This is a genomic window from Streptomyces sannanensis (assembly GCF_039536205.1).
In the GTDB taxonomy this organism is placed as follows: domain Bacteria; phylum Actinomycetota; class Actinomycetes; order Streptomycetales; family Streptomycetaceae; genus Streptomyces; species Streptomyces sannanensis.
The window spans coordinates 5,927,643-5,952,352 of the sequence record NZ_BAAAYL010000001.1 but is presented as its reverse complement, the minus strand read 5'-3'; the positions used below and the strand labels follow the sequence as shown (position 1 = coordinate 5,952,352).

General features: G+C 69.2%; 22 protein-coding genes and 2 pseudogenes. 7 read left to right on the top strand and 17 right to left on the bottom strand.

Annotation, left to right across the window (positions count from 1 at the left end; translation table 11 throughout):
- Positions 1-121: 121 nt before the first annotated feature.
- Positions 122-526 (bottom strand): peptidoglycan-binding domain-containing protein, encoded by a 405-nt coding sequence (locus ABD858_RS27780; RefSeq protein ID WP_345042504.1) that lies wholly within the window; start codon positions 524-526, stop codon positions 122-124.
- Positions 527-698: 172 nt separating this feature from the next.
- On the opposite strand from ABD858_RS27780, the gene ABD858_RS27775 reads away from it, so the two are divergent.
- Positions 699-1,745 carry an ArsR/SmtB family transcription factor gene (locus ABD858_RS27775; RefSeq protein ID WP_345042502.1) on the top strand — a complete coding sequence of 349 codons (1,047 nt, stop codon included), beginning with the start codon at positions 699-701 and terminating at the stop codon, positions 1,743-1,745.
- Positions 1,746-1,957: 212 nt separating this feature from the next.
- Here the strand turns inward: ABD858_RS27775 and ABD858_RS27770 are convergent, their stop codons facing one another.
- Positions 1,958-2,413 carry a hypothetical protein gene (locus ABD858_RS27770; RefSeq protein WP_345042500.1) on the bottom strand — a complete coding sequence of 152 codons (456 nt, stop codon included), beginning with the start codon at positions 2,411-2,413 and terminating at the stop codon, positions 1,958-1,960.
- Between the two features lie 32 nt (positions 2,414-2,445).
- Positions 2,446-2,814 carry a hypothetical protein gene (locus ABD858_RS27765; RefSeq protein WP_345042497.1) on the bottom strand — a complete coding sequence of 123 codons (369 nt, stop codon included), beginning with the start codon at positions 2,812-2,814 and terminating at the stop codon, positions 2,446-2,448.
- A gap of 168 nt (positions 2,815-2,982) precedes the next feature.
- Between ABD858_RS27765 and ABD858_RS27760 the strand changes: the two genes are divergently transcribed.
- Genes ABD858_RS27760 through ABD858_RS27750 form a run of 3 tightly spaced genes read left to right on the top strand, consistent with a single transcriptional unit; the run spans position 2,983 to position 5,800 of the window.
- Positions 2,983-3,606 (top strand): P-loop nucleotide/nucleoside kinase family protein, encoded by a 624-nt coding sequence (locus tag ABD858_RS27760; protein WP_345042495.1) that lies wholly within the window; start codon positions 2,983-2,985, stop codon positions 3,604-3,606.
- On the top strand, positions 3,603-4,247 hold the full coding sequence (locus tag ABD858_RS27755) for a guanylate kinase (protein ID WP_345042492.1): 645 nt from the start codon (positions 3,603-3,605) through the stop codon (positions 4,245-4,247). The genes ABD858_RS27760 and ABD858_RS27755 overlap by 4 nt, the downstream gene beginning before the upstream one ends.
- Before the next feature lie 53 nt (positions 4,248-4,300).
- Positions 4,301-5,800, top strand: a complete 1,500-nt coding sequence (locus ABD858_RS27750; protein WP_345042491.1) for a hypothetical protein — start codon at positions 4,301-4,303, stop codon at positions 5,798-5,800.
- Positions 5,801-5,812: 12 nt separating this feature from the next.
- On the opposite strand, the gene ABD858_RS27745 is transcribed toward ABD858_RS27750, so the two are convergent.
- The 11 genes and pseudogenes from ABD858_RS27745 to ABD858_RS27695 form a co-directional block, all read right to left on the bottom strand.
- Positions 5,813-6,652 carry a DUF1932 domain-containing protein gene (locus ABD858_RS27745; RefSeq protein ID WP_345042489.1) on the bottom strand — a complete coding sequence of 280 codons (840 nt, stop codon included), beginning with the start codon at positions 6,650-6,652 and terminating at the stop codon, positions 5,813-5,815.
- 10 nt (positions 6,653-6,662) lie between these two features.
- The gene (locus ABD858_RS27740; protein WP_345042487.1) at positions 6,663-6,821 is read right to left on the bottom strand and encodes a hypothetical protein; all 159 of its coding nucleotides are present in this window, start codon (positions 6,819-6,821) and stop codon (positions 6,663-6,665) included.
- A 155-nt stretch (positions 6,822-6,976) separates the two neighbouring features.
- Positions 6,977-9,130 carry a DEAD/DEAH box helicase gene (locus ABD858_RS27735; RefSeq protein ID WP_345042484.1) on the bottom strand — a complete coding sequence of 718 codons (2,154 nt, stop codon included), beginning with the start codon at positions 9,128-9,130 and terminating at the stop codon, positions 6,977-6,979.
- A complete protein-coding gene (gene brxD / locus ABD858_RS27730; protein ID WP_345042482.1) occupies positions 9,130-10,464 on the bottom strand; it encodes a BREX system ATP-binding protein BrxD in 1,335 nt (444 codons plus the stop codon). The genes ABD858_RS27735 and brxD overlap by 1 nt, the downstream gene beginning before the upstream one ends.
- Before the next feature lie 42 nt (positions 10,465-10,506).
- On the bottom strand, positions 10,507-10,833 hold the full coding sequence (locus tag ABD858_RS27725; RefSeq protein ID WP_345042480.1) for a hypothetical protein: 327 nt from the start codon (positions 10,831-10,833) through the stop codon (positions 10,507-10,509).
- Positions 10,830-11,183: a hypothetical protein gene (locus tag ABD858_RS27720; RefSeq protein ID WP_345042477.1), complete on the bottom strand. Its 354-nt coding sequence runs from the start codon at positions 11,181-11,183 to the stop codon at positions 10,830-10,832. Before ABD858_RS27720 ends, ABD858_RS27725 begins: the two co-directional genes overlap by 4 nt.
- Positions 11,184-11,338: 155 nt before the next feature.
- Positions 11,339-14,234: pseudogene (gene pglZ / locus ABD858_RS27715) on the bottom strand (BREX-2 system phosphatase PglZ).
- The gene (pglY, locus tag ABD858_RS27710; RefSeq protein ID WP_345042473.1) at positions 14,234-18,121 is read right to left on the bottom strand and encodes a BREX-2 system ATPase PglY; all 3,888 of its coding nucleotides are present in this window, start codon (positions 18,119-18,121) and stop codon (positions 14,234-14,236) included. Before pglY ends, pglZ begins: the two are co-directional and overlap by 1 nt.
- Positions 18,122-18,212: 91 nt before the next feature.
- Positions 18,213-18,389, bottom strand: a complete 177-nt coding sequence (locus ABD858_RS27705) for a hypothetical protein (RefSeq protein WP_345042471.1) — start codon at positions 18,387-18,389, stop codon at positions 18,213-18,215.
- A 170-nt stretch (positions 18,390-18,559) separates the two neighbouring features.
- Positions 18,560-20,701 carry a tetratricopeptide repeat protein gene (locus ABD858_RS27700; RefSeq protein WP_345042469.1) on the bottom strand — a complete coding sequence of 714 codons (2,142 nt, stop codon included), beginning with the start codon at positions 20,699-20,701 and terminating at the stop codon, positions 18,560-18,562.
- Positions 20,702-20,709: 8 nt separating this feature from the next.
- Positions 20,710-21,120 (bottom strand): hypothetical protein, encoded by a 411-nt coding sequence (locus ABD858_RS27695; RefSeq protein WP_345042466.1) that lies wholly within the window; start codon positions 21,118-21,120, stop codon positions 20,710-20,712.
- Positions 21,121-21,350: 230 nt separating this feature from the next.
- Here ABD858_RS27695 and ABD858_RS27690 point away from each other — a divergent pair, with 230 nt between their 5' ends.
- Positions 21,351-21,620 (top strand): hypothetical protein, encoded by a 270-nt coding sequence (locus ABD858_RS27690; protein WP_345044942.1) that lies wholly within the window; start codon positions 21,351-21,353, stop codon positions 21,618-21,620.
- Positions 21,613-22,251, top strand: a complete 639-nt coding sequence (locus tag ABD858_RS27685; RefSeq protein ID WP_345042464.1) for a DUF6879 family protein — start codon at positions 21,613-21,615, stop codon at positions 22,249-22,251. The genes ABD858_RS27690 and ABD858_RS27685 overlap by 8 nt, the downstream gene beginning before the upstream one ends.
- A gap of 92 nt (positions 22,252-22,343) precedes the next feature.
- On the opposite strand, the gene ABD858_RS27680 is transcribed toward ABD858_RS27685, so the two are convergent.
- Positions 22,344-23,207: a hypothetical protein gene (locus ABD858_RS27680; protein WP_345042462.1), complete on the bottom strand. Its 864-nt coding sequence runs from the start codon at positions 23,205-23,207 to the stop codon at positions 22,344-22,346.
- 154 nt (positions 23,208-23,361) lie between these two features.
- On the opposite strand from ABD858_RS27680, the pseudogene ABD858_RS27675 reads away from it, so the two are divergent.
- Positions 23,362-23,544: pseudogene (locus tag ABD858_RS27675) on the top strand (IS5/IS1182 family transposase); the annotation flags it as partial.
- 70 nt (positions 23,545-23,614) lie between these two features.
- Here the strand turns inward: ABD858_RS27675 and ABD858_RS27670 are convergent.
- Both ABD858_RS27670 and ABD858_RS27665 read right to left on the bottom strand, forming a co-directional pair.
- Complete coding sequence (locus tag ABD858_RS27670) at positions 23,615-23,809, bottom strand: DUF397 domain-containing protein (protein ID WP_345042460.1); 195 nt, start codon at positions 23,807-23,809, stop codon at positions 23,615-23,617.
- Positions 23,806-24,636, bottom strand: coding sequence for a helix-turn-helix domain-containing protein (locus tag ABD858_RS27665; RefSeq protein WP_345042457.1), 831 nt, complete (start codon positions 24,634-24,636; stop codon positions 23,806-23,808). The genes ABD858_RS27670 and ABD858_RS27665 overlap by 4 nt, the downstream gene beginning before the upstream one ends.
- Positions 24,637-24,710 lie beyond the last annotated feature (74 nt).

The window sequence follows — 24,710 nt, the reverse complement described above, 5'->3', positions numbered from 1 at the left end:
ACCGGACCCTCGTGCCACTTGTCGCAGTACAGCCACGGCTGATGGGCGGGCCACAGCAGCGGCCCGCCGACCAAGCTGTCGTGCGGCGACGGAGAACCGGGGCGGGGATCGGTCAGGTTCCTCAGGGAACGCGGACGCAGTTCGTGCTGCCGTTGAGCGGCTCGTGCTTGATCGCCTTACGGGTGTTCGGGCCGTACTCCCCGTCTGCTGGCGTACCGGCCGCTTGCTGGGCCTTGATGAGCGCGTTCCGGGTGGCGGGGCCGAACGACTTGTCCACCGTCAGACCCGCGTTGTAGCACTTGTTGAGCGTCGTCTGCAGCTGCCGGACGGCTTCGCCGTACGTGCCCTGCACCAGGTTGCAGTTGACGTTGGTACCCGTCCGATAGACGGGAACCCAGGCTCCGCTGTACGAGGCCACCCAGTCGCACGTGGGGGTCGCGGCCGCGGCGGGACTCACGGGCGCCAGTGCGATCATGCCTGCCGCGAACGTCGTGGCTGCGGCAACCGCAGCCTTTACCTTGCGCATGAACTCTCCTCCGAAAGGGGTCGGGTTTCGGGGACCTGCCGTGCGCCCAGAGTGTCGGGAGGAGGAGTCTTGGGCCACGACTTTCCCTCTGGCCGCAATAACCATGGTCAGTGCGGCGCACGGCATGCAAAATTCTGCCGGGCCAAGAGGAGACGAGGGAACGGGACGTTGCATGTTGAGAGTCCACTTCACCACTGAGGACCTGCTCCGTACGAAGGTGGCGCCGGGGCCGGACCCCCTGTGGGAGGCGGTACTCAGCGCCAACCTGCTCGGCAACCGCGAGGGGCAGGCGGTTTTCGACCCCTGGCGCGCGCGGACCCGGGCTCGACTCCGCCACCTCGCCCCCGGACACGCTCAGTTGATCCGCTGCCTCGCCCCGCCTCGCAGCGACTTCCCGGACTTCCTCACCCCGCCGGAAGGGATGCACGGCCCGGAGGCAGGAGTCAACGCCGTCCTCGCCACCCCGGCCCAGCGATTACGCGCGGAGCTGGCGGTCCTTCCCGCCCTGCCGGCATGGATACGCCCCCTGGCCGAAGGCGACCTGGCCGCCGTCACCAACCTCGGCCACGCGCTGCTCGGCTACCACCGCGTGGCGATCGCCCCGTACTGGTCCCGGATCCGGGCTCTCGTCGAAGCGGACCGGGCGGTGCGCGCACGCTCCCTGCTCGACGGGGGAGCTGATGGCCTGCTGCACGGCATGCGACCGACCCTCCGCTGGAACCCGCCCGTGCTGGAAGCCGACTACCCGGTCGAGCGTGACGTCCACCTCGACGGCCGGGGCTTGCTCCTGATCCCGTCGGTCTTCTGCTGGCGCACTCCGGTCGCCCTCATCGATCCGACCCTCGCCCCGACGCTCGTCTATCCCGTGTCCCGAGGGGCGGAATGGTGGACGGTCGCCCGCACCGGCCAGTCCGCGGACCGCGCCCTGGCCCGCGTGCTCGGCCCCGGTCGTGCGCTGACCCTCCGCATGGTCGAGGAGGGCTGCACGACGGGTGAACTGGCCCGGCGGACCGGCCTCGCCGCGCCCACGGCCAGCCGTAACGCGACGGCCCTCCGGGAAGCCGGACTGATCGTATCCCTGCGGACAGCGAACACGGTGACCCATGTCCTCACCCCGCTGGGGGCGGCCCTGCTCAGCGCCGAATCCTCGTACGGGCCCGGACACCACCTCTCACCCGCAGGGCCGTCCGCGGACCCCGCGGGACAGGGATGCCAGTGATCCCGCCAGCTCCGGCCGGAGTCCCGGTTCGTGGCGCTCCCTGCGGACCGGGACATCGGACTCAACCACCGACCCCGCCGCCGCCCCCGTCCCACAGCGTTCGCACTCCACCTGGCGAGGAACCTACTAGGAGATAAAGGGCAATCCGCCCATGCTCAACGCCCTCTGAGAGCCCACCAGTACCGACATCGGAATACGACCGATGGCGCTGACTACGACGGCCAGATGACGACGCCGTCACGCACAACCAGCGGCTCCGCCTGGCGTGATTCATAGAACCGGGTCCACCCCAGGTCCACACTGCCGTCGAAGCGTCGGTGACAGTCGCCGGCCTTGGTCGCAAGCCAGCTGAGCAGCTTGCCTGTGAGGTCGAACTGGTCGGGGTGAATCTCCTGCCGACTGGTGAGAGCCCACGCTCCGAACCACGTGCGCTCTCGGCGAAGGAGAACCGAGATGAGCGCGCCATCCATCTTGAATGCCTCGCCGTGACGTCCCAGAAGAGGCTGAGGATGGTCCTCGACGACGAGTTCGCCGTCATCATCCTCGTCCCAGAACGGAAACTCGGTCACGATTCGGAGGATCTCCGGCTTGGGGCCGAGCCCGAGGTGCCATCGGAGCTCGGCGAGCTCGTCCTCAGACAACTCGTCGCGCAGATCCAGCGTGAGCATGAGCTCAAAGATGTCAGACATAGCCGCACACGCTAGCGCCCACCCCTCACGGCCCCGTCCCTCGCGGCTGCGGACGGTCTTCTTGAGTGCCCAGGCCGACAGGGGGACTCGCGGCCACCGACCGTGATCAGTCGGCTCGCCTCGCGGCGGCGCTTGCCTTTGGGCTTGGTGCGGCCACGGGCGCGGGCCGCGTTGAGCCGTCCCAATTGCGCGGACTTGGCGCGCGGCGGTCCCTGCGCGAAGCGTCGGAGCTGCTCGAGTCCCGTGTGGTCCGGGTGGCCTGAGGTGAGGGCGGCCCGGATCGCGTCCTCGGCCCGGCTCCGCCCGCCGGACAGCACGGCGTCGAGGAAGGCGTCCTCTCCACCGGTCTCGAGCAGTTGGAGCAGGCTCTCCGCGACCATGAGGTGTGCCTCGGCCTCGGTCAGGTCGTCGGGGGCGAGGATGTCGCAGACGGTGAGGACGCTGAGCGCGGTCGGGGCCAGCTACGAGCGGTCGAACACAGAGGCCCTGACGGGAAGTTGTCGGTACCCTGCACGTTGGTTGAGGATTCTCGCACACGGGGAGCAGCATTGAGCACAGGTTCCGTATCCTCCGCACATCCGGTCGCGCTCATCCTGGTCGCCGGCTACGCGGGGTCGGGCAAGTCGGAGGCCGGAAAGCTGCTCTCCCAGGCCACGGGGTGGGCGCTGCTCGACAAGGACACGCTGACGCGGCCGTTGACCGAGTCGCTGCTCATAGGACTCGGTGGGGACCCGGACGATCGGCACACCGACTTGTACGCCGAGCGGGTACGGCCGTTGGAGTACGACTGCCTGATGAAGGCGTGCTGGGAGAATCTCGAATGCGGGGTGCCCGTGGTCGCCGTGGCGCCGTTCATCCAGGAGGTTGTCGACGCGCAATGGAGCGCCCGCACCCGCCGGCGTTGCGCTCGGCTCGGCGCGGGCGTCGAGGTGCTCTGGGTGGACAGCGATGCGCCCTCGATGCGCGAGCGGCTCACCTCTCGCAACGCCTCGCGTGATACGTGGAAGCTCGCCAACTGGCGCCGCTACATTTCCTCGATCGTCATCGACCGCCGTCCTGCGGGCGAGTTCCATCTGATCGACAACCGGGTCACCGCGACGAGACCGCTCGCCGAGCAGGTGGAGTCGGTGGCTCTCGCACTGTCCGCGCGGTACGACGGGAGCCGGGTGTGACCAGGGAAGCCTCTCGCGGTGAACTCGGCGGTGTGGTCCTGTTCGGACCGCCGACGGCGGGCAAGGACACGATCAGTGTTTCCCTCGCCGGACTCGACCAGCGGTTCGGGCAGTTGACGAAGGTGAAGGTGGGGTCGGGTCGTACGGCGGGATACCGCGTGGCCACCAGCGGGGAGCTTGCCGCGCTGCGCCGGGCAGGGCGGCTCGTCCTGGAAACCGAGCGGTACGGGAACACATACGCGGTCGACCGGGCCGATCTGGAAGCCATGCGCGAGGACGGCCGCGTGCCGTTGATCCACCTGGGCAGCGTCAGTCATCTCCGCACGTTTCGCGCCGCGGTCGGTGAGCCGTGGCTGTGTGTGCTGCTGTGGGTGCCTCGGGACGTCTGTCGCCACCGTTCCCTGGGGCGCGGCGACAGGGACACAGGGGATCGGCTCGCCGCCTGGGACGAGGCGCTCGCCGATGTGGCCACCGCAGACGCGGCGGAGGACATGTTCCACCTCCTGATCCGCACCGACCAAGTCGACGCGGACAAGGCGGCCGAGATCGTGGCACAGGCATACGCGGACAGTCCATGGGCTCACACGCCCTCCGGGGAACTGTCCGCGTTCCTCCGCGACGGGTCACGCACCGGCGGTTGATGCCGCGAGCCCTTCGTTCATTTCGATGTCGTACGCCAAGGTGGGGAGCCAAGTTGGGGACGATCAGCACGATCGAGTCGCTGGCGCGCACATTCGGACTCAGCGCATCGGCCGGCCATGGACGTGACCTGACCATCCGTCAGCGGGACATCGACGAACCGCTGCAGCTGGATTCTCTCTCCGCGGAGCGTCTCGCCCTGTTGCATGTCAACGCGGACGGGATCATTGCCGTGCGCTCGTGTGTGATCGAGGAACTCGTCATCGACCACTGCACCGCGGACGCCCTGCTCATCACCAACTCGCGGATCGGGCGTCTGATCATCCGCAACACCCCGGTCAACTGCGAAGTGACAGTCAACGAATCGACCGTCGAGACCCTCGATGTCCACTCCTGCGGCTCGATGCGCTTCGAGGGCGTACGCATCGCAGACACGGTACAGATCTCCGGGATGCGCGGTCACCTGCACCTCAAGCGTCTCCGGGCGGCCGCGCTCACCGTCCGCAGTCAGGTGGCGGGCGGCCGACAACGACGGCCGGAGGTACATCTGGAGAACCTGCACGTCACCGAAGCGGTCACGCTCGACGACCTGTGGCTCGCCTCCCTCACCCTGGACGATATCGACGCGTCGGTGCTCGTGCTGCGCCGGGTGCGGGTGGATACCCCGTTCCGGGGTACCGGCGTGCGGTGCCGCGAGGGGCTGCGGATCAACGGCCTGGTGGTGCCCGGCGAGGCGAACACCCTGGAAGACAGTGACGTGCGAGGGGCAGTGGACGTGCGGGGACTTCGGCACTCGGCCACCCTGCCCACACAGCGCCCGGCACCAGACACCACTGGCACGCCGCCATCGGCCCGTACCGCCGAGCTGGCCTTCCGGTCGTCGACGATCTGCCGGCTCACGGCGGCGGCCGAGGACGGCTCCCCGGTCGTGGTGGAGCTGGAGAACACCACGGTCACTGACGCCCTCGCAGTGCCCAGCGGGCCCGCGCGCTACCGCCTGGCGGGCAGCAGCACCATCAACGAAGTGGACCTGGGCGACGCCGTCTTCCGCAACGGAACTCAGGTGATCGGTTTCCTGGATCGCGTCTTCACACGCGTGAGCCCAGGTGCCCTCGAAGCGGTACGGGCGACCCTGTCCCGGCGACGGCGTACCACCGAGGAAGACCAGATCTACTACCTCACCCGTCAGCGAGAGGCACGGGAACGGCCGCTGGTACAGCGGCTCGTGGCGAACGGCCTGCTCGGGGGCGTGCTGGGATGGGGCGTACGGGCGCGGAATCCGGCGCGCGCCTTGGCCGCCGCGATGCTCTCCACGGCAGCCGTGCTGCACGTCACCGGAGCGGTGCGGAGCCCGGGAGCGGAAGGGCTGGGCGACTTCTCCGCGGCCTCCAAGGCTCTCGTCCTCGCGTGCGCGTTATGGCTGAACGTCGGCACAGGGGCCCCGTCCGAACTCAAGACTCATGGTTGGACAGCGCTCGCGGTCTGCTTCGCGGTGGGAGGCATGGTGTTCGTCACACTGACGGTGGGCATCATGATCCGGAAACTCGTCCGCTGAGAGGCCACGGCTTCATTCGGGACGGGCTCGGAGGACGTCCAGGGCCTCTTCGAGGCTCATGGACCTGTCTCTCTCCTCGTCCCAGTGCGCGAGGGTGTGGACGGCACCGTCGATGATCTCGGCGGGGATGCCGGCGTCGGCGAGGAGCGCGGCGGCATCCGTGAGCTCCGGTCCCCAGCGCCAGGCGCGGGCGGCGGTCTTCGGGATGTAGTCGGTCTCCGAGAGGTAACTTCCGGGCCTTTTGGCCGCGATGGCGAGGAGTTCGTCGCCGACGCCGTGGGCATCGGCGGCGCCGTAGGCGATGGCGGCGAGGACGCGCGACGCCTTCTGGTAGCTGGAGTAGGCGAGCTTGAGCGCGGATGCCTTGCCGGTGTCATGTCCCAGCCGGCGAGTGAGCACATCGGTGCCGGTGAAGAGCGTTTCGACCCGGCTGGTCTGTTCGGCCGGCCCGGACAGATAAAGCGTCGGCTTCTTGCCTCCCACAGGAGGGGATCCGACGACGGCACCATCGACGACGCACGCGTTACGGAGAAGACCGGCGATACGGCGCATCCGCTGCGGGGCGATGGCGTTGGCCTCGACATACACCGTTCCGGCCACGCCGCATGCAGCTACCTCGGCGGCGACGGCCTCTGCCGCAGCCGGTGGGCACAGGGAGATGACGATGCCGGAGCGTGCGAGGAGGGAGGGCAACGTATCGGCCTCAAGGCCGGCGTGCTCGGCACGTCGACGGGTGGCGGCGCTGCGGCCCTCGGGGCACCACAGCACCGGGATCTCGCGGGCGCGCAGCTGTGCACCGAACGCCGCACCCATGCTCCCGGGGTGCAGCAGACCAACCGTCGTCTTCGTCATGCGGTCATCCTCAGGGGGTGTCGTGCAGGAGCAGCCGGATGGCGGCGAGTGCGTCCGGAACCGTACGGTCCGGCTCGGGCAGCTCGTATGGCCACCCGGCCCGCCGACTGATCCAGATGGTGCGCAGACCGGCGGACCGAGTACCTTCGACGTCGTTGAGACGCTGCACGTTTCGAACTCTAGTGGGCCGTGCACGTTGAATGCCGACGGGGCAGCTCAAGCAGCGGTGGAGAAGTCCATCGAGGGTGTGTAGACGCCTCCACCCTCGCTCGTCCGGGCCGTGGACGGGCGAGAGCGGTAAGCGCCCTGCCCTGTGCACGTCTTTTATCGAGACGCACCGTCGTGGTGAAAGCGCACCGGCTCCGCCAGCGCCGCTCGTGCCCCGTCGAAGTCCGCCAGTCGGGCAGCGACCGTGGCAATGGCGAGCCGTTCCGGGAGCGCGGCCGAGAACTTGAGCCCGCGCACGGCCCGCCGGTCCACGTCGGGCAGGGCGAGTCCTTCGTCGGCGCCTTCGCGGGCCGCGCGCCACAGCTCGGGGGTGAGGTCCTCCCGCAACCGCACCCAGCAGTCGCTGGGCCGCTGGACGGGGTCGGAGATGGACGGGAAGGTTGCGGAGAGCGTGGCATTGGCCCGGTAGCCGGCCCAGGTCCACCAGCGGACATCGTCACCGACCCTGGTCACCAGCGTCCCACCCGGGTGCACAGTGTCCGGGGCGTCGTCCTCGCGTGCCTCGACAAGACATGCCTCTGCACGCCGTGTCAGCGTCACCGGCGGGTCGGCTCCGAGGAGCACCTCGCGCATGGCCCGTGTCAGCGCGTACGACAGGCCTCCGATGCCACCGTTCATCCACTTGGCGACTCCGCCCCTGTCCACGGGCTCGACGAAGACCCGTTTGCGTACCCAGTCGACGAAGGTGACCTGCCAGCTGCGCCCGCCCAGCAGCAGCCGCCTCGGGCCCGGCCGTTCCTCGGTCAGTACGGACGGATCGGTCTGACCGATTTCCGTACGCCCGGACAGCACAGTGAACTGGGGCGGGGCGGTGAAGGAAGCGGTGAGTTCGATGAAATGCCGCTGGCCGAAGCGTCGTTCTGCCTCGGGGCCAATGAACAGCAGCCCGCCGTCCTCGTCAAGAAAGCCCTCGTCGAGCAGATGCCGCAGGACAGGGGCCGCCGAACGGTCGAACGGCGCGAGCCCGTTCCACTCCTCGGACCACAACTGATCGCCTAGCTTGTGCTGTTGCAGTGTGGCCGCCAGTAGCTGCTGGGCGACGAGGTGGCGCGGCTCGGGCGGTGCGGTGACCGGCTCCACCCAGCCCCGGCCCCACAGCAGGAGCAATCCGGCGGCCTGCAGCAGGGTGTCCTTGCGGGTGGCGAGGAAGAGGCAGTTGCGTACGGTTCCGGCGCGCCGCCCGGTGCGCCCGATGCGCTGCAGGAACGAGGCGACGGTGGCCGGTGAGTCGATCTGGATGACGCGGTCCAGGTCACCGACGTCGATGCCGAGTTCCAGGGTCGAGGTGGAGACGATGACGCAGTCCCGCGCCTCGGCGAACGCCTGCTCGGAGCGGGCCCGTTCGTCGGCGGAGAGGGAGGCGTGGGACAGGAAGACCGTCACGTCCCGTGCCCGCAGGGCCGCGCCAAGCTGTTCGACCTGCCGCCGCGAGTCGCAAAAGACGAGCCGCTTCTCGCCTCGGTGCAGGGCGGCGATCAGTTTGGCGGCGTTGTCCAGCGACCCTACGTAATCCAGCTCGACCTCGCCTGCGGGCCGGGGGCCGTCAGCAGCGCCGGCGGCGGGGAGCACCACGCCGGGAGCGACGACCCGCCCCGGCCGCTTCCCCTCCCCCGCTCCCTGCAGCCATCCCAGCAGCTGCTGAGGATTGCCCACCGTGGCCGACAACCCGATCCGCTGGATGGGCCGTCCCGTGACCCGCTCCAGCCGTTCCAGTACGGCGAGCAGGTGCCAGCCCCGGTCGTCGCCCGCGAAGGCGTGCACCTCGTCGACGACGACGGCCCGCACTCCGCCGAGCACGTGTGCATGGTCGGTCTTGACCCCGATCAGCATGGCTTCCAGCGATTCGGGTGTGGTCAGCAGGATGTCCGGCGGATCGGTGCGGATACGCCGCCGTTGCGATTCCTTGGTGTCGCCGTGCCAGAGCGCGGCCCGCCGTCCCAGCCACTGGGCGTACGCATCGACGCGTGTGACGAGGTTGTTGAGCAGCGCCTTGAGGGGACACAGGTACAGCACCGAAGTGCCGGTCCATTTGTGCCCGGCCATCGCGGAAAGGATCGGAAAGCAGGCCGCCTCGGTCTTGCCCCCGGCCGTCGGCGCGAGCAGCACGGCGTCCTCGCCGTCCATGAGCGGTGCGATCGCCGCCCGTTGCAGCGGGCGCAGGTCGGGCCAGCCGAGGGTGTTGACGATGTGGTGCAGCACGACGGGGTCGAGCCGTTCAAGGACGTCGGGCCCGTCGGTGTCCGCCGCCATCAAAGGTCCAACTCGATATCGTCGGCGGAGGCTCCGACGGCCACGGCCGCCAGGTTCCGCTCCACATCGGTGAGTTCGGTGCTCGCGACGGTCAGCTTGTAGTGCTGCCGGGGGTCGAAGTCCTCGAACTGGTCGACTCGGTCGAGCACGTCTCCGACGAGCTTCTTCAGGAACAGCCGCGGCGCGACCCCGACCTTCCCGCCGAGCGCCCCACCGACGGCCCCCGCCAGGTCGGCGATGTAGGCGTCGTCGGCAACGTTCCTGATCCGCTCCGGCGCCTCGGCTCCCTCGGCGTAGAGATCGCGGATGGTCACTCCGAGCCCCACCAGTGACTCCTGGGTGAATCCGGGCAGCCTGAGCTGTACGGCACGCGGGTTGTCGAAGCGCGGGTCGGTGGTGAAGTCGGTGGCCAGGCGCTGGGCAAGCGGTGCGAGTCGCTGCACGCCCTGCTGCCCGTCGTAGAACGCCGGGGTTCCGGTGATCACCAGGTACAGGCCGGGGAAGCGCCCGGAGTGCACCTCGTCGATGAGCTGCCGCAGTGCGTTGAGCGCCTTGTCGCGTGCGTCCGACCGTACCCGCTGCAGGGTTTCCACCTCGTCCAGTACGACGAAGAGGCCCGCGTGCCCGGAGTCGCGCAGCACGGTCAGCAGGCCCTGCTGGAAACCGAAGGCCCCGAAGTGGTCGAGGTCGCCGCGTACTCCGGCGGACCGGCGCGCGGCGGCGGCAACGTGCGGCTGCCCGCCCAGCCACGCCAGCACGGCGGCCGCGGTCGCCTCGTCGCCCTCGGCCAGGGCGTTGCGGTAGCCGCGCAGCGCGGTGGCGAAGGACGGCGCTTGCCGGGACACCTCGGCGAGCCGTGCCACAAGCAGCTTCTCGACTTCCTGCGGCAGCTCCTCCTCGCTCGCCCCGGCAGCGAGCGCATCCTCTTCCAGGGCGTAGAACCAGGCGTCGACGACGGGCCGCAGCGCGCTGGGCGGGAAACTCGCCGTGGTGAGGCGTTCGGTGAGCCGGCGGTAGACGGTCTCCAGCTTGTGCAGCGGTGTCTCGGTCTCCGAGATCTGGATCTCGGAGACAGCGAAGTTGCGCCGCTTGGCCCGCTCACCCAGCCAGCGGGTGAAGAAGGTCTTGCCGGAGCCGTACTCGCCGCGTACGGCCTTGAAGACGGACGCCCCGGACGCGACCGCGTCCAGCTCCGCGTCGAGCGCCGCCTCGAACCGGCCGAGCCCGGTGGCCAGCAGGTCGAGCCCGCTTTCGGGCACGGCTCCGCGTCGAAGGGCGTCGATCACGGTGCGACGGCGTGCGGCGGAGACGGATGTGGCACGGTTGTCGATCACCCGCCCATTTTCCCATCCGGCGTTCCCCCGGTTGCCCCACGGCTACCGGTACCAGAACACCTCGGTCACATAGATACGGCGGCGCCAGATGTTCACGTAGAAGTACAGGTCCCCGCCGTGATCGTCGGCGCTCGGGAACATCAGTATCCGCGGCCCGTCCATCTGCTCGGGATCCACCGGGACACCGGCTTTCAACGCTCCTGCCCCCAGCGCAGCCAGGTCGGCGGCGGCATAGTCGGCAAGGCGTTTGGCTTCCTCTGGGAGTTCTCCCGGCTCATCCTCGCGGAAGACAGCGCGCGCATGTGGTTCGTAGTCGTGATCCCACGGGAACTTCAGCCATTCCCCGGGAACGTCCTGGTCATCGCTCACCCGCGCGACTCCCGGCGGATCTCCCTCGTGACCTCGATCAGGTCGCCGTACGCCGCCGTGAGATCTTCCTCTTCGCCCTGGCCCTGCACCTTCCGGCCGAGCTCGGCGAATCGTGCTGCGCGCTCCGCGTCGGACCGGTTGGCAATGACGAACGTCCACCGGTTGCGGTGGGACTGCAAAGGGGCGAGCGACCCGGACTGCAGGGCACGTGTCGTCGCATCATCGAGGGATTCCGCGTAGGCCTCGACGCTGTCAGGCAGCAGCTCTTCAACAGCAGCACGAAGATCACGAAGATCCCTGGGCCTCGGAGGCGCCCCGGCGGACGGTTCATGCCATGCGGCAGTGCTCATGGTGGGTCCTCCGTGGTGGGTCGACTCCTCGTCGGCTTTGATCCCCTGTATGGGGCCACCCTAGCCCTGTGGGGACGATGAGCAGTCCCTTACACGAGAACCAGCCGGGGTGCCCCAGGCCCGGTGAAGCCTGGGGCACCCCCATCATGTAGCCCTCAGGCGAGCCCGAACTGCAGCCGCAGCAGCTCGACGTCCAGCCGCAGAGTGCGCCCGTCCGGCAGGGTCTCCAGGACCTGCACGCCGTCGTAGTTGAGGAGCTGGCGCAGTACGGCGGCGAAACCGGCGCCTCGGGCGGGCGGCATGCCGATGCGCTGGGCCAGGGCCGTCACGGGGAGGGTACGGCCCGCGTCGAGCAGGGCGGTGAGTGCCTTCTCGACCTCTGCGGGCTTGGGCTTGCGGGCCAGAACTCCGATCTGCGCCTGGTACATGTCCGAGGCGAGCAGCCCGGCGATCAGGGCCTCGTCCGGGGACACCAGGGTGGGGGGTGACAAGGACGTCGTCGCCACCGGCGGCCAGCTCCACGTCGAAGAGCGAGTCGTGGGTCTGGGCGAGTTCGACCTGAGCCTTCTTGGGCTTGGCAGCTGCCTTCTTCGCGGCCTGCGCAGGTGCCTGGGACTGGGCCGGGACATGGGCACGTGGCGTCTTCGCTTCCGGCGACCACCACTCGGGGCGCTGGTCGCCCAGCTCGCGCCAGCCCCTGGGCGGCTCCGCCCCGAAGGGCAGGAACGCCAGGACCGGGATGGTGAACTCGGCGAGGGAGGCGCCGCCGTGGTAGCCGGCCTTGAGTGCGGTGTAGCGGGAGTCGGCGTCCCACAGGGCGACGATCGAGGCACCGGGCTCCGGCCAGACCACACGGGGGCCGGACAGTGCGATCTCACGGTCGCCCAGGGGGCCGCCCGGGAGGCGGTGCCGGGCCGAGGCCGGCTCGGCGGCCTCGGCCTTCACTCCGTGCCGGTCGACTACGTGCCCGTGGTCGCTCGTGAGGATCACCGCCATGCCTTGCTCAGCGGCGGCCCTCAGCAGCTCGCGCAGCGCACTGACGTGGTCGACGTGCCAGGCTGCGTCGCCGAGCTTCTGCTCCTTGGCGAGCCGGTCGTCGATGGTGTTCAGGACGACCGCGACATGCGTCCTGCCGTCGTTGAGGGCTTCGGTGAGTGCCGGGCCGAAGGTGTCTCCTGCTGTTTCGGTGCGCAGGTCGTCCTTGTGGAAGACGACGGCCGGGGCACCGCCCCACAGCTTGTGTGCGGGGAACAGACGCTTCTCGTCGGCCTGCGTGCCCTTCATCAGCGTGCCCGCGAACAGGGAGGTGCGGGACACGGCGGTCAGGGTGGGCAGGGCGGCTGCCACGGCTCGTCGGCGCGGAGCGCCCTCGTCCAACGGGTCGAACTCGGCCCAGGACTGGCGGAGTTCCTCGGCGAGCTCGCTCGCGATGGGTGCGCTCATGCCGTCCAGGAGGAGCAGCAGGACGCGCCGCCCCTCCCCGTGCGTCACGACGGGCTTCACGACCTTGTCGAGGAAGGTCTCCACGGTCGGCGTCGCGCCGAGCGGCGTACCCGCCTCGGTCCAGACCGCCAGGGAGCGCGCGAAGGCACGGTCGATCTCACGGCGCCGCTCGCGGACCCGTGCGCCGAGGGTGTCGTACGCGGACTTCAGCACGGGGTCGGGATCGCCGCCGGCTTCGATGTGTTCCAGCGCCAGGTCGACCCAGCCGGTTTCGGCGATGTGGCGCTGTATGGCGGCGGCAACCGAGTCCGACTCGAGGGCCGGGTCGGTGGCCAGCCACTGGGCGAGCCGCTGCCCCATGGCGGCCCGCTCGATGCGGGCAGGCATGTCGGGGGCGGAGGCGAGCGAGTGCTTTTCCAGATTCCGGACCGCCGCCGCGGCGGCAGCCGGCTCCGCGGCCACGAGCGCCTGCCCCACCGCGGTGAACCTCGCCTCAAGTCCGCCCGCCAGGACGGAACTCGACCGGACGGCCGCCTCGGCGCCGAACTGCCGCGCCAGCGTCGCCGCCTTGTCCAGGACGGTGCCGGTGACCCGGCGGGCCTCTCGGGCCTCGTCCGCGTCGCCGCTCCCGGTACGGTTTCCCGTCACGAGCAGTGCGGCCACGAACTCCTCGGCGGCTCGGCCGAAGACCGACACCAGGGCGTCGAGCTGCTCCCCGGCCGCGGGCGGCTGCTCGCCGAACCAGCGCTCGGCGCGCCCCCGCGCCCGGTAGGTCTCCGCGTCCGGCTCCGCGTGCAGCCACAGTGCCCCGCACACCAGCCCGAACGCCACCGCGTCGGCCCCGTGCTCGGCGTCGACGAGGGCGAGCAGCGCGCGCCCGGCGAGGCTCGCCTGGTCCTCCTCGCCGAGGAACGCGGTCAGCCCGGCGCGCTCGGGGCCGCGCAGTCCCAGCAGACGCTCGGGTCCGCCGCCGCTCAGCGACCAACGCAGCAGGGCGTGGGCGTCGAGCCGGTCATCGCCCGGACGGCGCACGTCCTGGTCGGTGGCGTAACGTCCGAGACGCAGGCGGCGGAGTGCGAGCGCGGTGAGCGCGTCCCGCCGGGACAGCACGCCGCCGGCCAGCGGCGGCCAGCCGCCGGGCGGAGTGGCGTCGAGCAGCGCCTCGGCCGCCCAGTTGGCGTCCTTGAGCCGGGTGTCGATCTGCTCCGCGCCGAACGCCTCGCGCACCACGTCCCAGCTGTCGACGGTCTCGACACGCTTCTTGTGGACGCGCGCGAGAATCGCCGGGTCGAGCTCGGTCTGCTCACGGTCGGTCAGGACGACCAGGACGGCGGGACCGGCGGACCGTTCCGCCAGGTGGTCGAGAACCAGCTCGTGAACGGCGAGTGGGGAGGGCGCGGCAGCGACGCGGGCGGTGTTCCCCTCGCCCCAGGCGGGCTCGGCGGGGCCGTCCCACTGCGGCGCGGACCGCAGCAGAACGACTCGCCGCTTGCCGCCAACCGCCTCCACCAGGGAGGCGGCCAGCGACGACTGGGACGACAGGTACTGGGTGACGGTCGCGGTGTTCAGCCGGACCGCGCCCGGTACGGCGACGGTGGAGGTGCTCATCAGTCGACGACCCGCCAGGTGATCTCGATGGTGGCACCCGGCTCACGGGACGCCAGCTCGGCCAGTTCCGCCTGGAGTTCGGCCACGGCTCGGCCTGCCGTGGTCCGGCCCCCGCCCGAGCGCCGCACGGTGCCCGGGCTGCCGGCGGCGCCCGTCTGCTGCGGGATCTCCGGCACCGGCGGGTGGCTGGTGTCCGTGCTCAGAGAGATGTCCCCCGCGGTCGGCGCGGGCGGGGTGGGCACGACGGGAACAGGCTGCGGGGTGGCCGCCGCCCGGTTCCGCTTCACCAGCGCCAGCACCTCGCGCTGCGTACGGGCCAGGGCGTCGCGCAGGTCACCGGTGCGCTGGTCGCCTCGCGCCACGTTGCGCAGGGAGTCGAGCAGCGCGGCACCCTCGGGGCCTTCGGACGAGGCGAGGTCGAGGGTGGACCAGGAGGCTCGCGCGAGGGCTTCGGCGACGGCGCGGGCCTGCTTGATCGAGGTCCCGTACCGGTCGGCGCTGACGGCGCCGAGGTCGAAGGAGGCGAGCGTCTCCACCGTCTTCTTCGCCCCGGCCGCGCCCTGCCCGGCAGCCGCCGTGACTGCCTTGAGGAGCTCGAGCGCGCGACGGGCGAGCGCGAGCCGCCCGGTGTCGTCGGTCTCGTCCAGGCCGAGGAAGGAGGAGTGCGCCTCCAGCTGCCGTACGAGTTCGGCGGCGTGCTCCTGCTGCACGCGGACGGAGTCGATGATCTGACGGGCGAACTGATTGACCATGCGTCCGCGCCGCAGCGTGGGCGCCTTCTGTCCGAAGACGGTCTCGAAGCGCTGCCGCGCGGCCTCCCAGTCGGCTTCGCCGGGCAGGGGCTGGCTGCGCAGGGCGTCGTGGTCCTTGATCTGCGCCAGCTCGGGGGCGGGGTCGAGAACGGTGCTGCCGCGCACCCACACCCGGTCGTCCATCTCCGCGAAGGAGGCCACGACCAGCTTGGCGAGGAAGTCCGGCAGACCGCGCGGCTCGGGCTTGTCTGTCCAGTCGGTGAGCGTGATCAGGCTGAGGTCGCCGGTCGTGCCCTGCCCGCTGGCGAGCTGACGGAAGTGGTCGGCCCAGTAGCGGGACAGCTCGAAGTACGCCTCCTTCTGCTGACCCAGCCGGAGGGGAGTCGCGATCCGCTGCATCAGCTTGCGGTCGGCGGCCGGAACCTCGATCCGCCCGTCGCGCGCCTCGGCCGCGGCCCGGACGTGTGTGAAGACCTTCCGCGCGTCGGCGGGCTTGACGGCCGTCTCCGTCGCGTCGGGGTCGAGGTTCGGGTGCGCCGGGTACTGGTGGACGAGCAGCTTGCCGGCCACGTGCCGGATGCCGTCGTGCAGGGACTGACCGAAGGACAGCGTGAGGTCGCTGACGTCCGGCAGCGCCTGGAGGTGGTCGTCGAAGTCGAGGGAGACGTCCGCGTCCTGCTTCTGCGCCAGCCCGTATGCCTGCTTGAAGGCGCCCTTGACCTGCTTGAGCAGGGATTCGCGCTGGGTCTCCAGCAGGCCCTTGGCGCGGCTGCGGTTGTCGGCGTTGAGGTGGCCGGCGTACTGGGTGTCGAAGCGCTGCTCGTCGGCCAGGGCCTTGTCGATGACGACGAGGCGGCGGAAGTCCGCGAACCGCTGGGCGGAGAGGTGCGCGGGCAGCCAGGCGACGCTACGGGACCGCTCGCCCTGCTGCTTCTCGCGCAGTCGCCGCATCCGGTTGGCGTCCTCGACGGGCCCCCACTCACCCTCGTCGAAGGGCAGGTCGACGGCGATCCGCCAGCGCCCTTCCTCCTGCGGCATCAGGTCGTGGTCGGGCAGCTCGTCCTCGTCGGCGACGTTCCCGAAGACGACCTCGGCGGTGCGGCCGGTACCGCGCCAGACGAAGTTGAGTTCGTCGCTGAACGCTCCGTGCTCGACACCGAGTTCCTCGGACAGCAGCCGCTTGGCGAGCGCCAGCCGGTTGCCCGGGTTGTCGTTGACCTGGGCGTTGGCGATGACGGAGTCCACGTCGACGCCGGAGAGTTCGAGGCGGACGCCCGGGTTGGCGTCGGTGCCGGTCTCCTTGATCTCGGGGAACCGGGCCGCCCACTCGGCGACCTTGTTCTTGATGATGCCGACCTCGCTGCCCGGGATGGGCGCCATCACCGAGCCGTGGTTGAGCGCGCCGAGGCGGCGGATGGTCAGCTCGGAGAGGGCGGGCACGCTGGGTGCGAGGGCGGACAGGAGGAGGGTGCAGGCGAGCCGGTTGTCGCCGACGAACAGACGGCAGCTGTTGGCCAGCTTGGGGTCGGTGATGGTGTCGGGCCTGTGCAGGTACTGCTCGACGTCGTCCTCGGTGATGTCGTACGAGGTGAGCAGGTACGGCCGCAGCTTGTTCTTGTACAACTTGTCAGCGGCCTCGAAGACGACCTTCAGGCTGTCGGTGAAGGGCTTGTCGCCGCCCTCCGCGATGACGGGGTAGAGATCGCCGACGGGGATGAGCTGGCCAAGGCGGAGGTCGTCGCGGTGGTCGGCAAGCAGCTGGCCCATCAGCTTCAGACCGGTACGGGAGCGCTGCAGCGCGGACGAGATGTGGACGAGGGTGTCCATGAAGGCCGGCGAGAAGGGGTACGTCAGCCGGAACGAGTCGGCGTCCGCGCCCGTCGTCCCCTTGTCGGAGCCGAGGAGGGTATCCCAAATCTGGGTGCCGACCCGCTTCGTCTGCTCGAAGGCCGCGTCGACCAGCTGGGCTGCTGCGTCGTCCTTCGGCTTGAGCAGGCGGGCGTTGGCGATCTGGGGGAGGTTGCGGTCCTCGAGGGTGATCTTGTCGAAGCGTCCGGAGGCGAGGTTGAGGGTGTCCTGGATGGACGATTCGGCGGCCCCGGACACCTCCTCGCCGACCAGCTCACGCAGGTCACGCTGGCGGGCGATGAACGACACGACCGGGATGGCCCGGCGGGCGTCGCCGCCCTCCACGAAGTTCGTGATCTTGCTGGCCTCGCGGGCCACGAACTTCTGGTCGTGAATGAGGGTGGCGAGCCACAGGATCAGCTCGTCCATGAAGAGGATCAGCCCGTCGTAGCCGAGCGCCTTGGCGTGCTCGGCGATGACGGACAAACCGGCGTCGAGCGAGATGAAGCCGTGCTCGTCCTCTACGGCATTCTTGGCGAAGCCGGGGAGGAGGTTGGTGCTGGCGTCCTGGACAAGGCGGGCGCGCAGTTCCGGGGGCGTGGAGGGGGAGACCAGGTTCAGGGCCTCGCCGGCCTCGTGGACCTCCTCGGCGGCGAGTGCGGTGTCGAGGAGCTGCGGGGTCCAGGCGAAGCCCTCGCCCCACTCGTCCTCTTCGTCGGCGCTGTCCGCGCTGCCGAGGCCCCGGATGACGCCTTCGTCGCCGATGTTGGCCCGCATGGCGCGGATATCGGCGAAGAGGGAGTCGGTCCGGTACACCTGCGGGGTCGGGGCGTCCGAGTGCAGCTTCTTTACATGGTGGACGTACCCGCCGAGCACGCGCTGCTCCAGGGCTTTGGCGCCGAGCATGTGGTAGGGCACGAGCAGGAACTTCTTGCCGTCCGTGCCGAGCCACTCGTGCTTGGTCAGTACGGGGTCGAACTCGCTGCGCGCACGGGCGGCCGGGCTGCCGCTGAGGAGCGCGTGCAGGACGGCCATGAAGTGCGACTTACCGGAACCGAACGAGCCGTGCAGGTAAGCCGCCTTGGAGGTGTGACCGTCGAGGGCGGACTTGATGAGGCCGAGGGCCTCATCGAAGTTCTCCAGCAGCCGCTCCGTGACCACGTAGTCCTTGAGCGCGTGCTCGGCACCCTCGCGCGTGGTCGCCTCGGCGAGGGACAGCACGAAGTCCGAGGTCGAGATGGACTCCTTGATGTTGATGACATCGCGAAGAAGGGGCTGCTGGGCCATTGTCGGTCTCGCTCTCCCTGACAGTGTTCGGCGCTGCTGCTCGTACTCGATGTGGTGCGGGTCTGCCCCCGGCCCGAAGCCGGTTAGCCGGTTACCGGTCCGGGTCGTGGGGGCGGACCCGGAAGTACGGGTGGTCTGTGGGCGGTGCGACGTGCCGATGGTCCCGGTCGGTGGCGGGGAGGGGATCGGTCATGTGCCGCCGGGCGGGAACGACGTTCCCGGCATCGGTCAGGTCAAGGGAGGCGGGCTTGCGGCGGTTGCACCTCATGTCCCCCTCGTACTGAACGGTCACCCGTACGGCCTGCGCATAGCACCCTACATCGGTACTCCGACCACCCCCGCGCCGTACAGCCTCGCGCACCACCGACGTCGCCGCCACCGCGCAGGAACACCGCCCATGGCAGCGCGATCCGGAACGCGCCCTCGCGTATCGCGCTGTCATCCGCCGGCCGGTTGCGGCGGGCGCCGTCGACCCGATCGGTACTCGTCCAGCAGCCGACGGCTCGCGACCGTGAAGGGGTGCCCGGGGCCCAGGCTGCGTTCCCGCCGTGCGACGACATCCGTCATCAGCTCGATCCCCACATCCACGTGGCCGAGGGCGGACCGGGTTCGGGAGAAGAGCTGCCGGGCCGCGAGCACGATCGGGTTCTCGGGTCCGAAGCGGCGCACATACGCTTCGGCGACGAGCCGGATCTCCTCATCGGCCTCGTCGAAACGGCCCAGGAGGTAGAGCGCCCAGGCGTGGTTGTGTCCGGCGCCCAGCGTCACCGTGTGATCGGGGCCGAGGAGCCGGGCGCATTCCGACGGCAGGGAGAGCAGCGCGCCGTCTTCCTCGGTGACCACCTCGGAGGCGGGCAGCATCTCCAGCAGACTGGCGCGGGACCGCAGAGTCAGTGGGTGCGCGGGGCCCAGTGCCGTGCGCCGACCGGTGACGGTCGCCCGGAGGAGTGCGAGCGATTCCTCTCGTCTGCCGAGGTTTCCCAGCACGAGCTGAAGGCCGTAGCCGCTGTCCAGGGTGTCGGGGTCGTCGGCCCCGAACAGTCTCTCCTGGGTGGCACGGACACCGCGGAGCGACGACTCGGCTTCGGCGTACCTGCCCAGTCGGAACAGCGCTCGGCCGGCCCTGGAACGGGCAGCCAGTACCAGACGGTGATCCGCGCCGAGCGGCTGCTGTGCGAGGTCCGCCGCGGTACGGGAGGTCTCCCAGGCCGAGAGGTAGTCGCCGGTGCGGTGCAGGGCGACCGACAGCCGCGTCGCGACGGACAGGGCATCGGCCAGAGCCGATGGTTCGCCGATACGTCGCAACAAGGCGAGCGCATGGGGTACCAGCAGTCGTAGCTGTGGATCGTAGGGGCCCGCGTCGGGTACGCCGGGCACGGCCGCGTCGAGCAGCCGGACGGCCGTCGTGTCGAGAGCGGGCATCCGCTTCGCAGGTGTCGCCGCCGAGACGCTGTCGAGCAGCACTCCATGGCTCTGTACGCAGCGCACGCCGACGTCGACCAGTTCGGTCAGCGACTGGTCGAGCAGGGCTCTCAACGCTGTTTCGGTACGGGCACGGGGGAGGACGCCGCCGATGTCGGCGCGGTCGAGCAGGGACAGCGGCAGTGGCTCCGAAGCGAACCGGGCCAGCAGCCTGAGCAGTGCCGCCGCTTCGGGCAGCCCGCGCGCCTCGAACGTGTCGAGTGTCAACTGCCAGGTCATGCCGACCAGATGCCGCGGGTCCGCCTCGGACAACGCGTCAGCTCCTCGGTCGATGAGCTGGACACGTTCGTCCTCGTCGAGATGATGCCCGTAGGCATCCAACGTCCAGGGGTCGAGTACCTGATGGGACAGGAAGCCGCCCGCCAGGGTGAGGGCGAGTGGCAGCCGCCCGAGCCGGTCCGCGATCCGCGCGGCCTGCTCCGCCGTACCGCTGTGCGGGGCGAGGTCGCACAGCACGAGTGCGGCGTCCTCCCGCGGCAGTACGCCGATGTGCTGCAGTTCGGCCCCTGGCCACCAGCGAGCGGCGGCCCGCCGGGTGGTCACCACGACAGTGCCGCGTGGGCTGGTGCGCAGCCAACTGCCGTCCCGCAGGATCTCCGGCTCGTCGGCGTTGTCGAGGACCAGCAGCCAGGGCTCGGCGGAGCGGTCGAGATACTGCCAGACGAGATCCGCCGCGGGACGGAGGCCGTTGCGGGCGGCCAGCAGTTCGCCGTCGCCCGCCCCCCGGTCCGCTGCGACGGCCAGCATGCCGGCGCGCAGGCTCGCACGGTCGGAGGCGTTGACCCACAGGCCTACCCGGCCGCCTTCGCCGGTGGCCACCTGGAAGAAGGCACAGGCGACCGCCGTCTTGCCGCAGCCACCCATGCCGTACAGCACGTAGACTCCGCCACCGCGCCCAACCTCGATGCTTGCCCGCAGGCGTTCCATCACCTCGGTGCGGTCGCGCAGCACCACCGGAGGCCGCCCCACCGCCGGACGGCGGACCGAGTCCGGGCCGCTCGGCCCGGAGGTGTCGCCGCCGTAGTGGTGGTGTTCGTTGATGTGCTGGTCGCCCGACGCCTGGTAGACACGCCCCCGGTCCTCGGCATGACCGTCCATCCCACCCGTCATCGCTCGGCGATGTGCTGGTCTCGCCCCGCTTGGTAGACCCGGGCGTGACCGGACGCTGTGGCGTGCTGCGTGACCGGCCGGGCAGCCGTGCCGTCGGGATCGAGTTCGTCCAGCAGCCTGCGCAGTTCCTCGGCGGCGGCGGGTCGGGCGACGATCAGGCGCCGTACCAGCCCCTGCCACTGCAGACGCAGTTCGCTCAACGTCTCCTGGTCGTTCGCCGCCATGGCAGCCAGAACATCCTCGCGGCCGGCCTCCAGCTCGGCGGCCACGGTCTCGGCCCGCTCGGGCTGCATCCGGCGCCAGAGCTGTGTGAGCCCCTCGCGGGTGCGATGCCAGGCATCGGTTGCCATCAGCGCGACCAAGGTGGTTCCAGCGCTCTGTACGAGCAAGGTCACCTCCGGGTCCACAGCGCCCCTCCGTTCACTCGTTTTTCCGACAGCGCGGCGGAAAAGTGGCGCCTGTCAGGTGCTGGCGTGATTCCCTCTCCCGGTCAATATCGTTCCACTCTTGAGCGATACGAGACAAGGAGGCGTCGCTCGACGCCATTTCGATCACAGTTCCGGACTTACCCACATGGTCAGGCGGGCATGTCGGGCGCTACAGTGGCGCCACCCGACCGATCGAGGGGGCGATGGCAGTGACCAGGCCATGGGAAGCGGATCCGGCCACAACCTTCAAACGGCGTCTGGGAAAATCGCCCCAAGAGCTGGGGAACACAACCGGTACTCCTGACTGCCCCGACATCTGGGAACTCGCCAACGGGGACATCGCCGTCATCGGCCGGGACCTCACCCAGTCGCTCGGCAAGAACCTGCCCGACGGGGTCTCGATCGGGGCGGATGAACGACTCGTGGTCATCCCGAGGAACATGCTTGTCGCGGCGAAACCGGATATCCCCAGTGTTTGATTCGTTCCCCAACGGGGTCTCCGAGCGCATGGATCGCCCCACGTATCACGCGGACTTCGGACAGGTCTACACCAGCGGCATCGGCTTCCTGAACAAGCTCGAACGCGGGCAGCATTTCAAGGAGCGGGGCTTCGCCAGCTGGGAGGCTTTCGCCACCGGTGACTGGACGAGGGCGCTGTCCCTTGCCGAAGAGAGGCGCGACGACTACGCGCAGGAACTCCAGAAGGCGGCGCAACTGGGCGTCCCGCACCGCCGCCTTCGTGTTGTGGAGTTCCCGATCACACCGTACGTGCAGTGGGAGTTTTTCGTGCTGCGGGTGCGTGTGGACCTGGGCGACGACATCAAAGTGCTCGATGCCCGCAAGATCTCGGACATCGAGAAGGACCGCCCGGTTCCGGAGGTGGTGATTCTCGGGGACGTGGCCATGTATGAGGTGGTTTACGACGATGATGGGAACGCGGCCGGCGCCAACCGCTTCACCGAACGAGCCCTAATCCGGGAAACGTCTCTCGGATTCGACACGCTCTACGAGCGCGGTGAGGGTTTCTACGCTTTCTTCGACCGGGAGATCGTTCCGCTTGCCCCGCCTCAGGGCCTCGGCGCTCAGACGGGTTTTCCCGGTTCGCATTGATCGGCAGGGCACTGCGCTTCACCCCAGCTCCGCGCGGTAGGCCCCCCTGCCGACCCGGACGGCGGGTCACCATACTCATCGTCATAGGTGAGCTAAGAGGAGTGAGGATTCTCCAGCTCGATGGCAGTGTCGTCTGCGTCATGCTGCTCAGCGTGTTCTGTAGCGAAGGAGTCGTGAACGTCTACGACTTCCGCATCGACAACTCGGTGGGTTGGCTGCGTAAGCTCCAAGCTGGAGAGGTGCTTCTTCAGCCTTTTAGCCATAGGACGGTAGGTTGCAAGAGTGAGCCCGCCAGAAACAACGGCCCCGACGACAGGGATAGCCTTGGAGACGGTCTTTGCGAAGGTTTGCTTTGTCATCTGAACGCCGAGGTAGCCCGCGACTTTTTTCACTATTGGGTAGATGACGCCCTTGGTGAGTGCCTTCTGGGGTAGCTTCTTGGCGACCTGCTTCGACATCATCCCGGCGACCTTCCCCACAGCAGCGTTCGCCGATTGGGCACCGAACATCACACCAAAGAACAGCGTGAGCACCCCCTTGGTCGCGTCGTCGATGTCATCGCTGTCGCCGGAGAACAGATCGGGCCAGCTGTAGAGGTAGGCGAGCTTCTGCGCGATACGCAGCATGTGGCCGAAGTATTGGGCCGCATCAGCGGGCACAGTGGCGGGAAGGGCGATGAAGCCAGGTATCCCAGCAGCCGCGGAGAGAGCGCTGGCCTTGGTGGTTTCGTAGCTGATGGAGTCGTTGGCCGCTCTGTCCAGAACCTCGATAGGTATACCCGCCGCCGCAGGGGTCTCTTCGATTGCTCTGCGGATTTCGTCCTCGGAGCAGTAGCGAGCCAGCGCCTTTCGGAGGTATACCTCCCTGTTGATGCGCACGCCCGGAAGCTTTGCTGCGCCCACCAGCACTGCGGAGAAGCGCGACTCGGGGTCTTCGATAACTCTACTCGTGGCCATAGCAGGAACCTACAGGAGCTCTACCCTCCAGCGACCAAGCTGCGCCAACTCAGTCTGGGTCCCATGTGGGTGACGGGCGGGCCTGCCACAACGCACTGCCTGTGCAGTCGAGTCAGGCGTTCGAACGTCTCAACTCGACGGACACCGGAACCTGTTGGTCCCTTACCCTGCCGCACTCGACCTCCCACATGCGCCGGTTGGGTGGGTCACGATGCCGATCATCACCTGGGAGGGAGCCCGTCGCTGCGAACTGAGCTTTTCCAGGCGGGCGTTGACCGCTCTGGCGCAACTGCGCCGGCACGACACCCTCGCTCCGTTGGCCGCCGGTTTCCAGGTGAGGCTCTGATCCTGCCGGGACACATGCAGGGCCCTCGGCAAGCACCCGGCTGCCGAGGGCCCTGCCTCTGTCAGAGTGCCGCGAAGTGTACGAACGCGGTCCACGCCGTGGGTTCCACGGCCAGTGCGGCACGGGTCGTGTCCTTTGAGTCGCGGACGTGAACCCTGCCGGGGCAGGCGGCGACCTCAAGGCATTCGCCGCCTGCCCCACTGCTGTAACTGCTCTTGAACCAGGTCGACTCAGGTACAGGCTGTTCGACGTTCATCTCTCTCCAAGCAACTTCTCGACGAGGGCCAGCGACTCGCGCGGAGTGAGCGCTTGGGCCCGAAGGAGTCCGTACTGCTCCTCGATCTCCCGGACTGGCTTCCGCGCCGTGTAGAGGCAACTGTCCTGCTGAGCCTCCACGTACGCGATCCTCCGCCCTTCCTTCGCCTCGATCAAGGTGAACGGACCAGCCAGTCCGGCGTGCTCGTCCCGCTCGATCGGCATCACCTGAATCTCCACGTTACGCCGCTGTCCATGGAGCAGGATCTGCTCCAACTGCCCTCGCATGATGCCCCACCCGCCCAGCGGTCTACGCAGAACCGACTCCTCGATGACGAAGCTGATGGTGGGCAACTGCGTGCGGCAGAAAATCTCCTGCCGGGCCAGGCGCGCTGTCACCCTCTGCTCGACCACGTCCTCGTGCAGCAGAGGCCGCCAGTTGATGAACACCGCCCGCGCATACTCTTCCGTCTGCAACAGCCCAGGCACCGCTTGGTTGGCATACACGTGAAGCTCAACCGCCTCGGCCTCCAACTTGGCCGCATCCCGAAAGAACGCCGGATACTGAGCCCGCGCCACCTCCTCCTTGCTCGCGCACAACACCCCACCTGCGCCCAGCACTTCATCGGCCTGGTCGATGAACTTCGGCGGCGGAATACGTCTCCCCTGCTCGAACGAGGCGATCGTCGAAGCCGAGTACCCGGTCAGTGACCCGAACCTCGCGCGGTCCATCTCCGACCGCTCCCGGAACAGCTTCAAGTGCCGCCCGAACACGCACAGCATGCCCGTTCCGACCTCGTACTCCGACTGCTGAACCTCGTCGTCCACGCCGCGGCTCCTCCCGTACGACCATCGCAGTCACCGGACCCACCCGCCCAACGCACGGCCCAGGAACCGGTCAC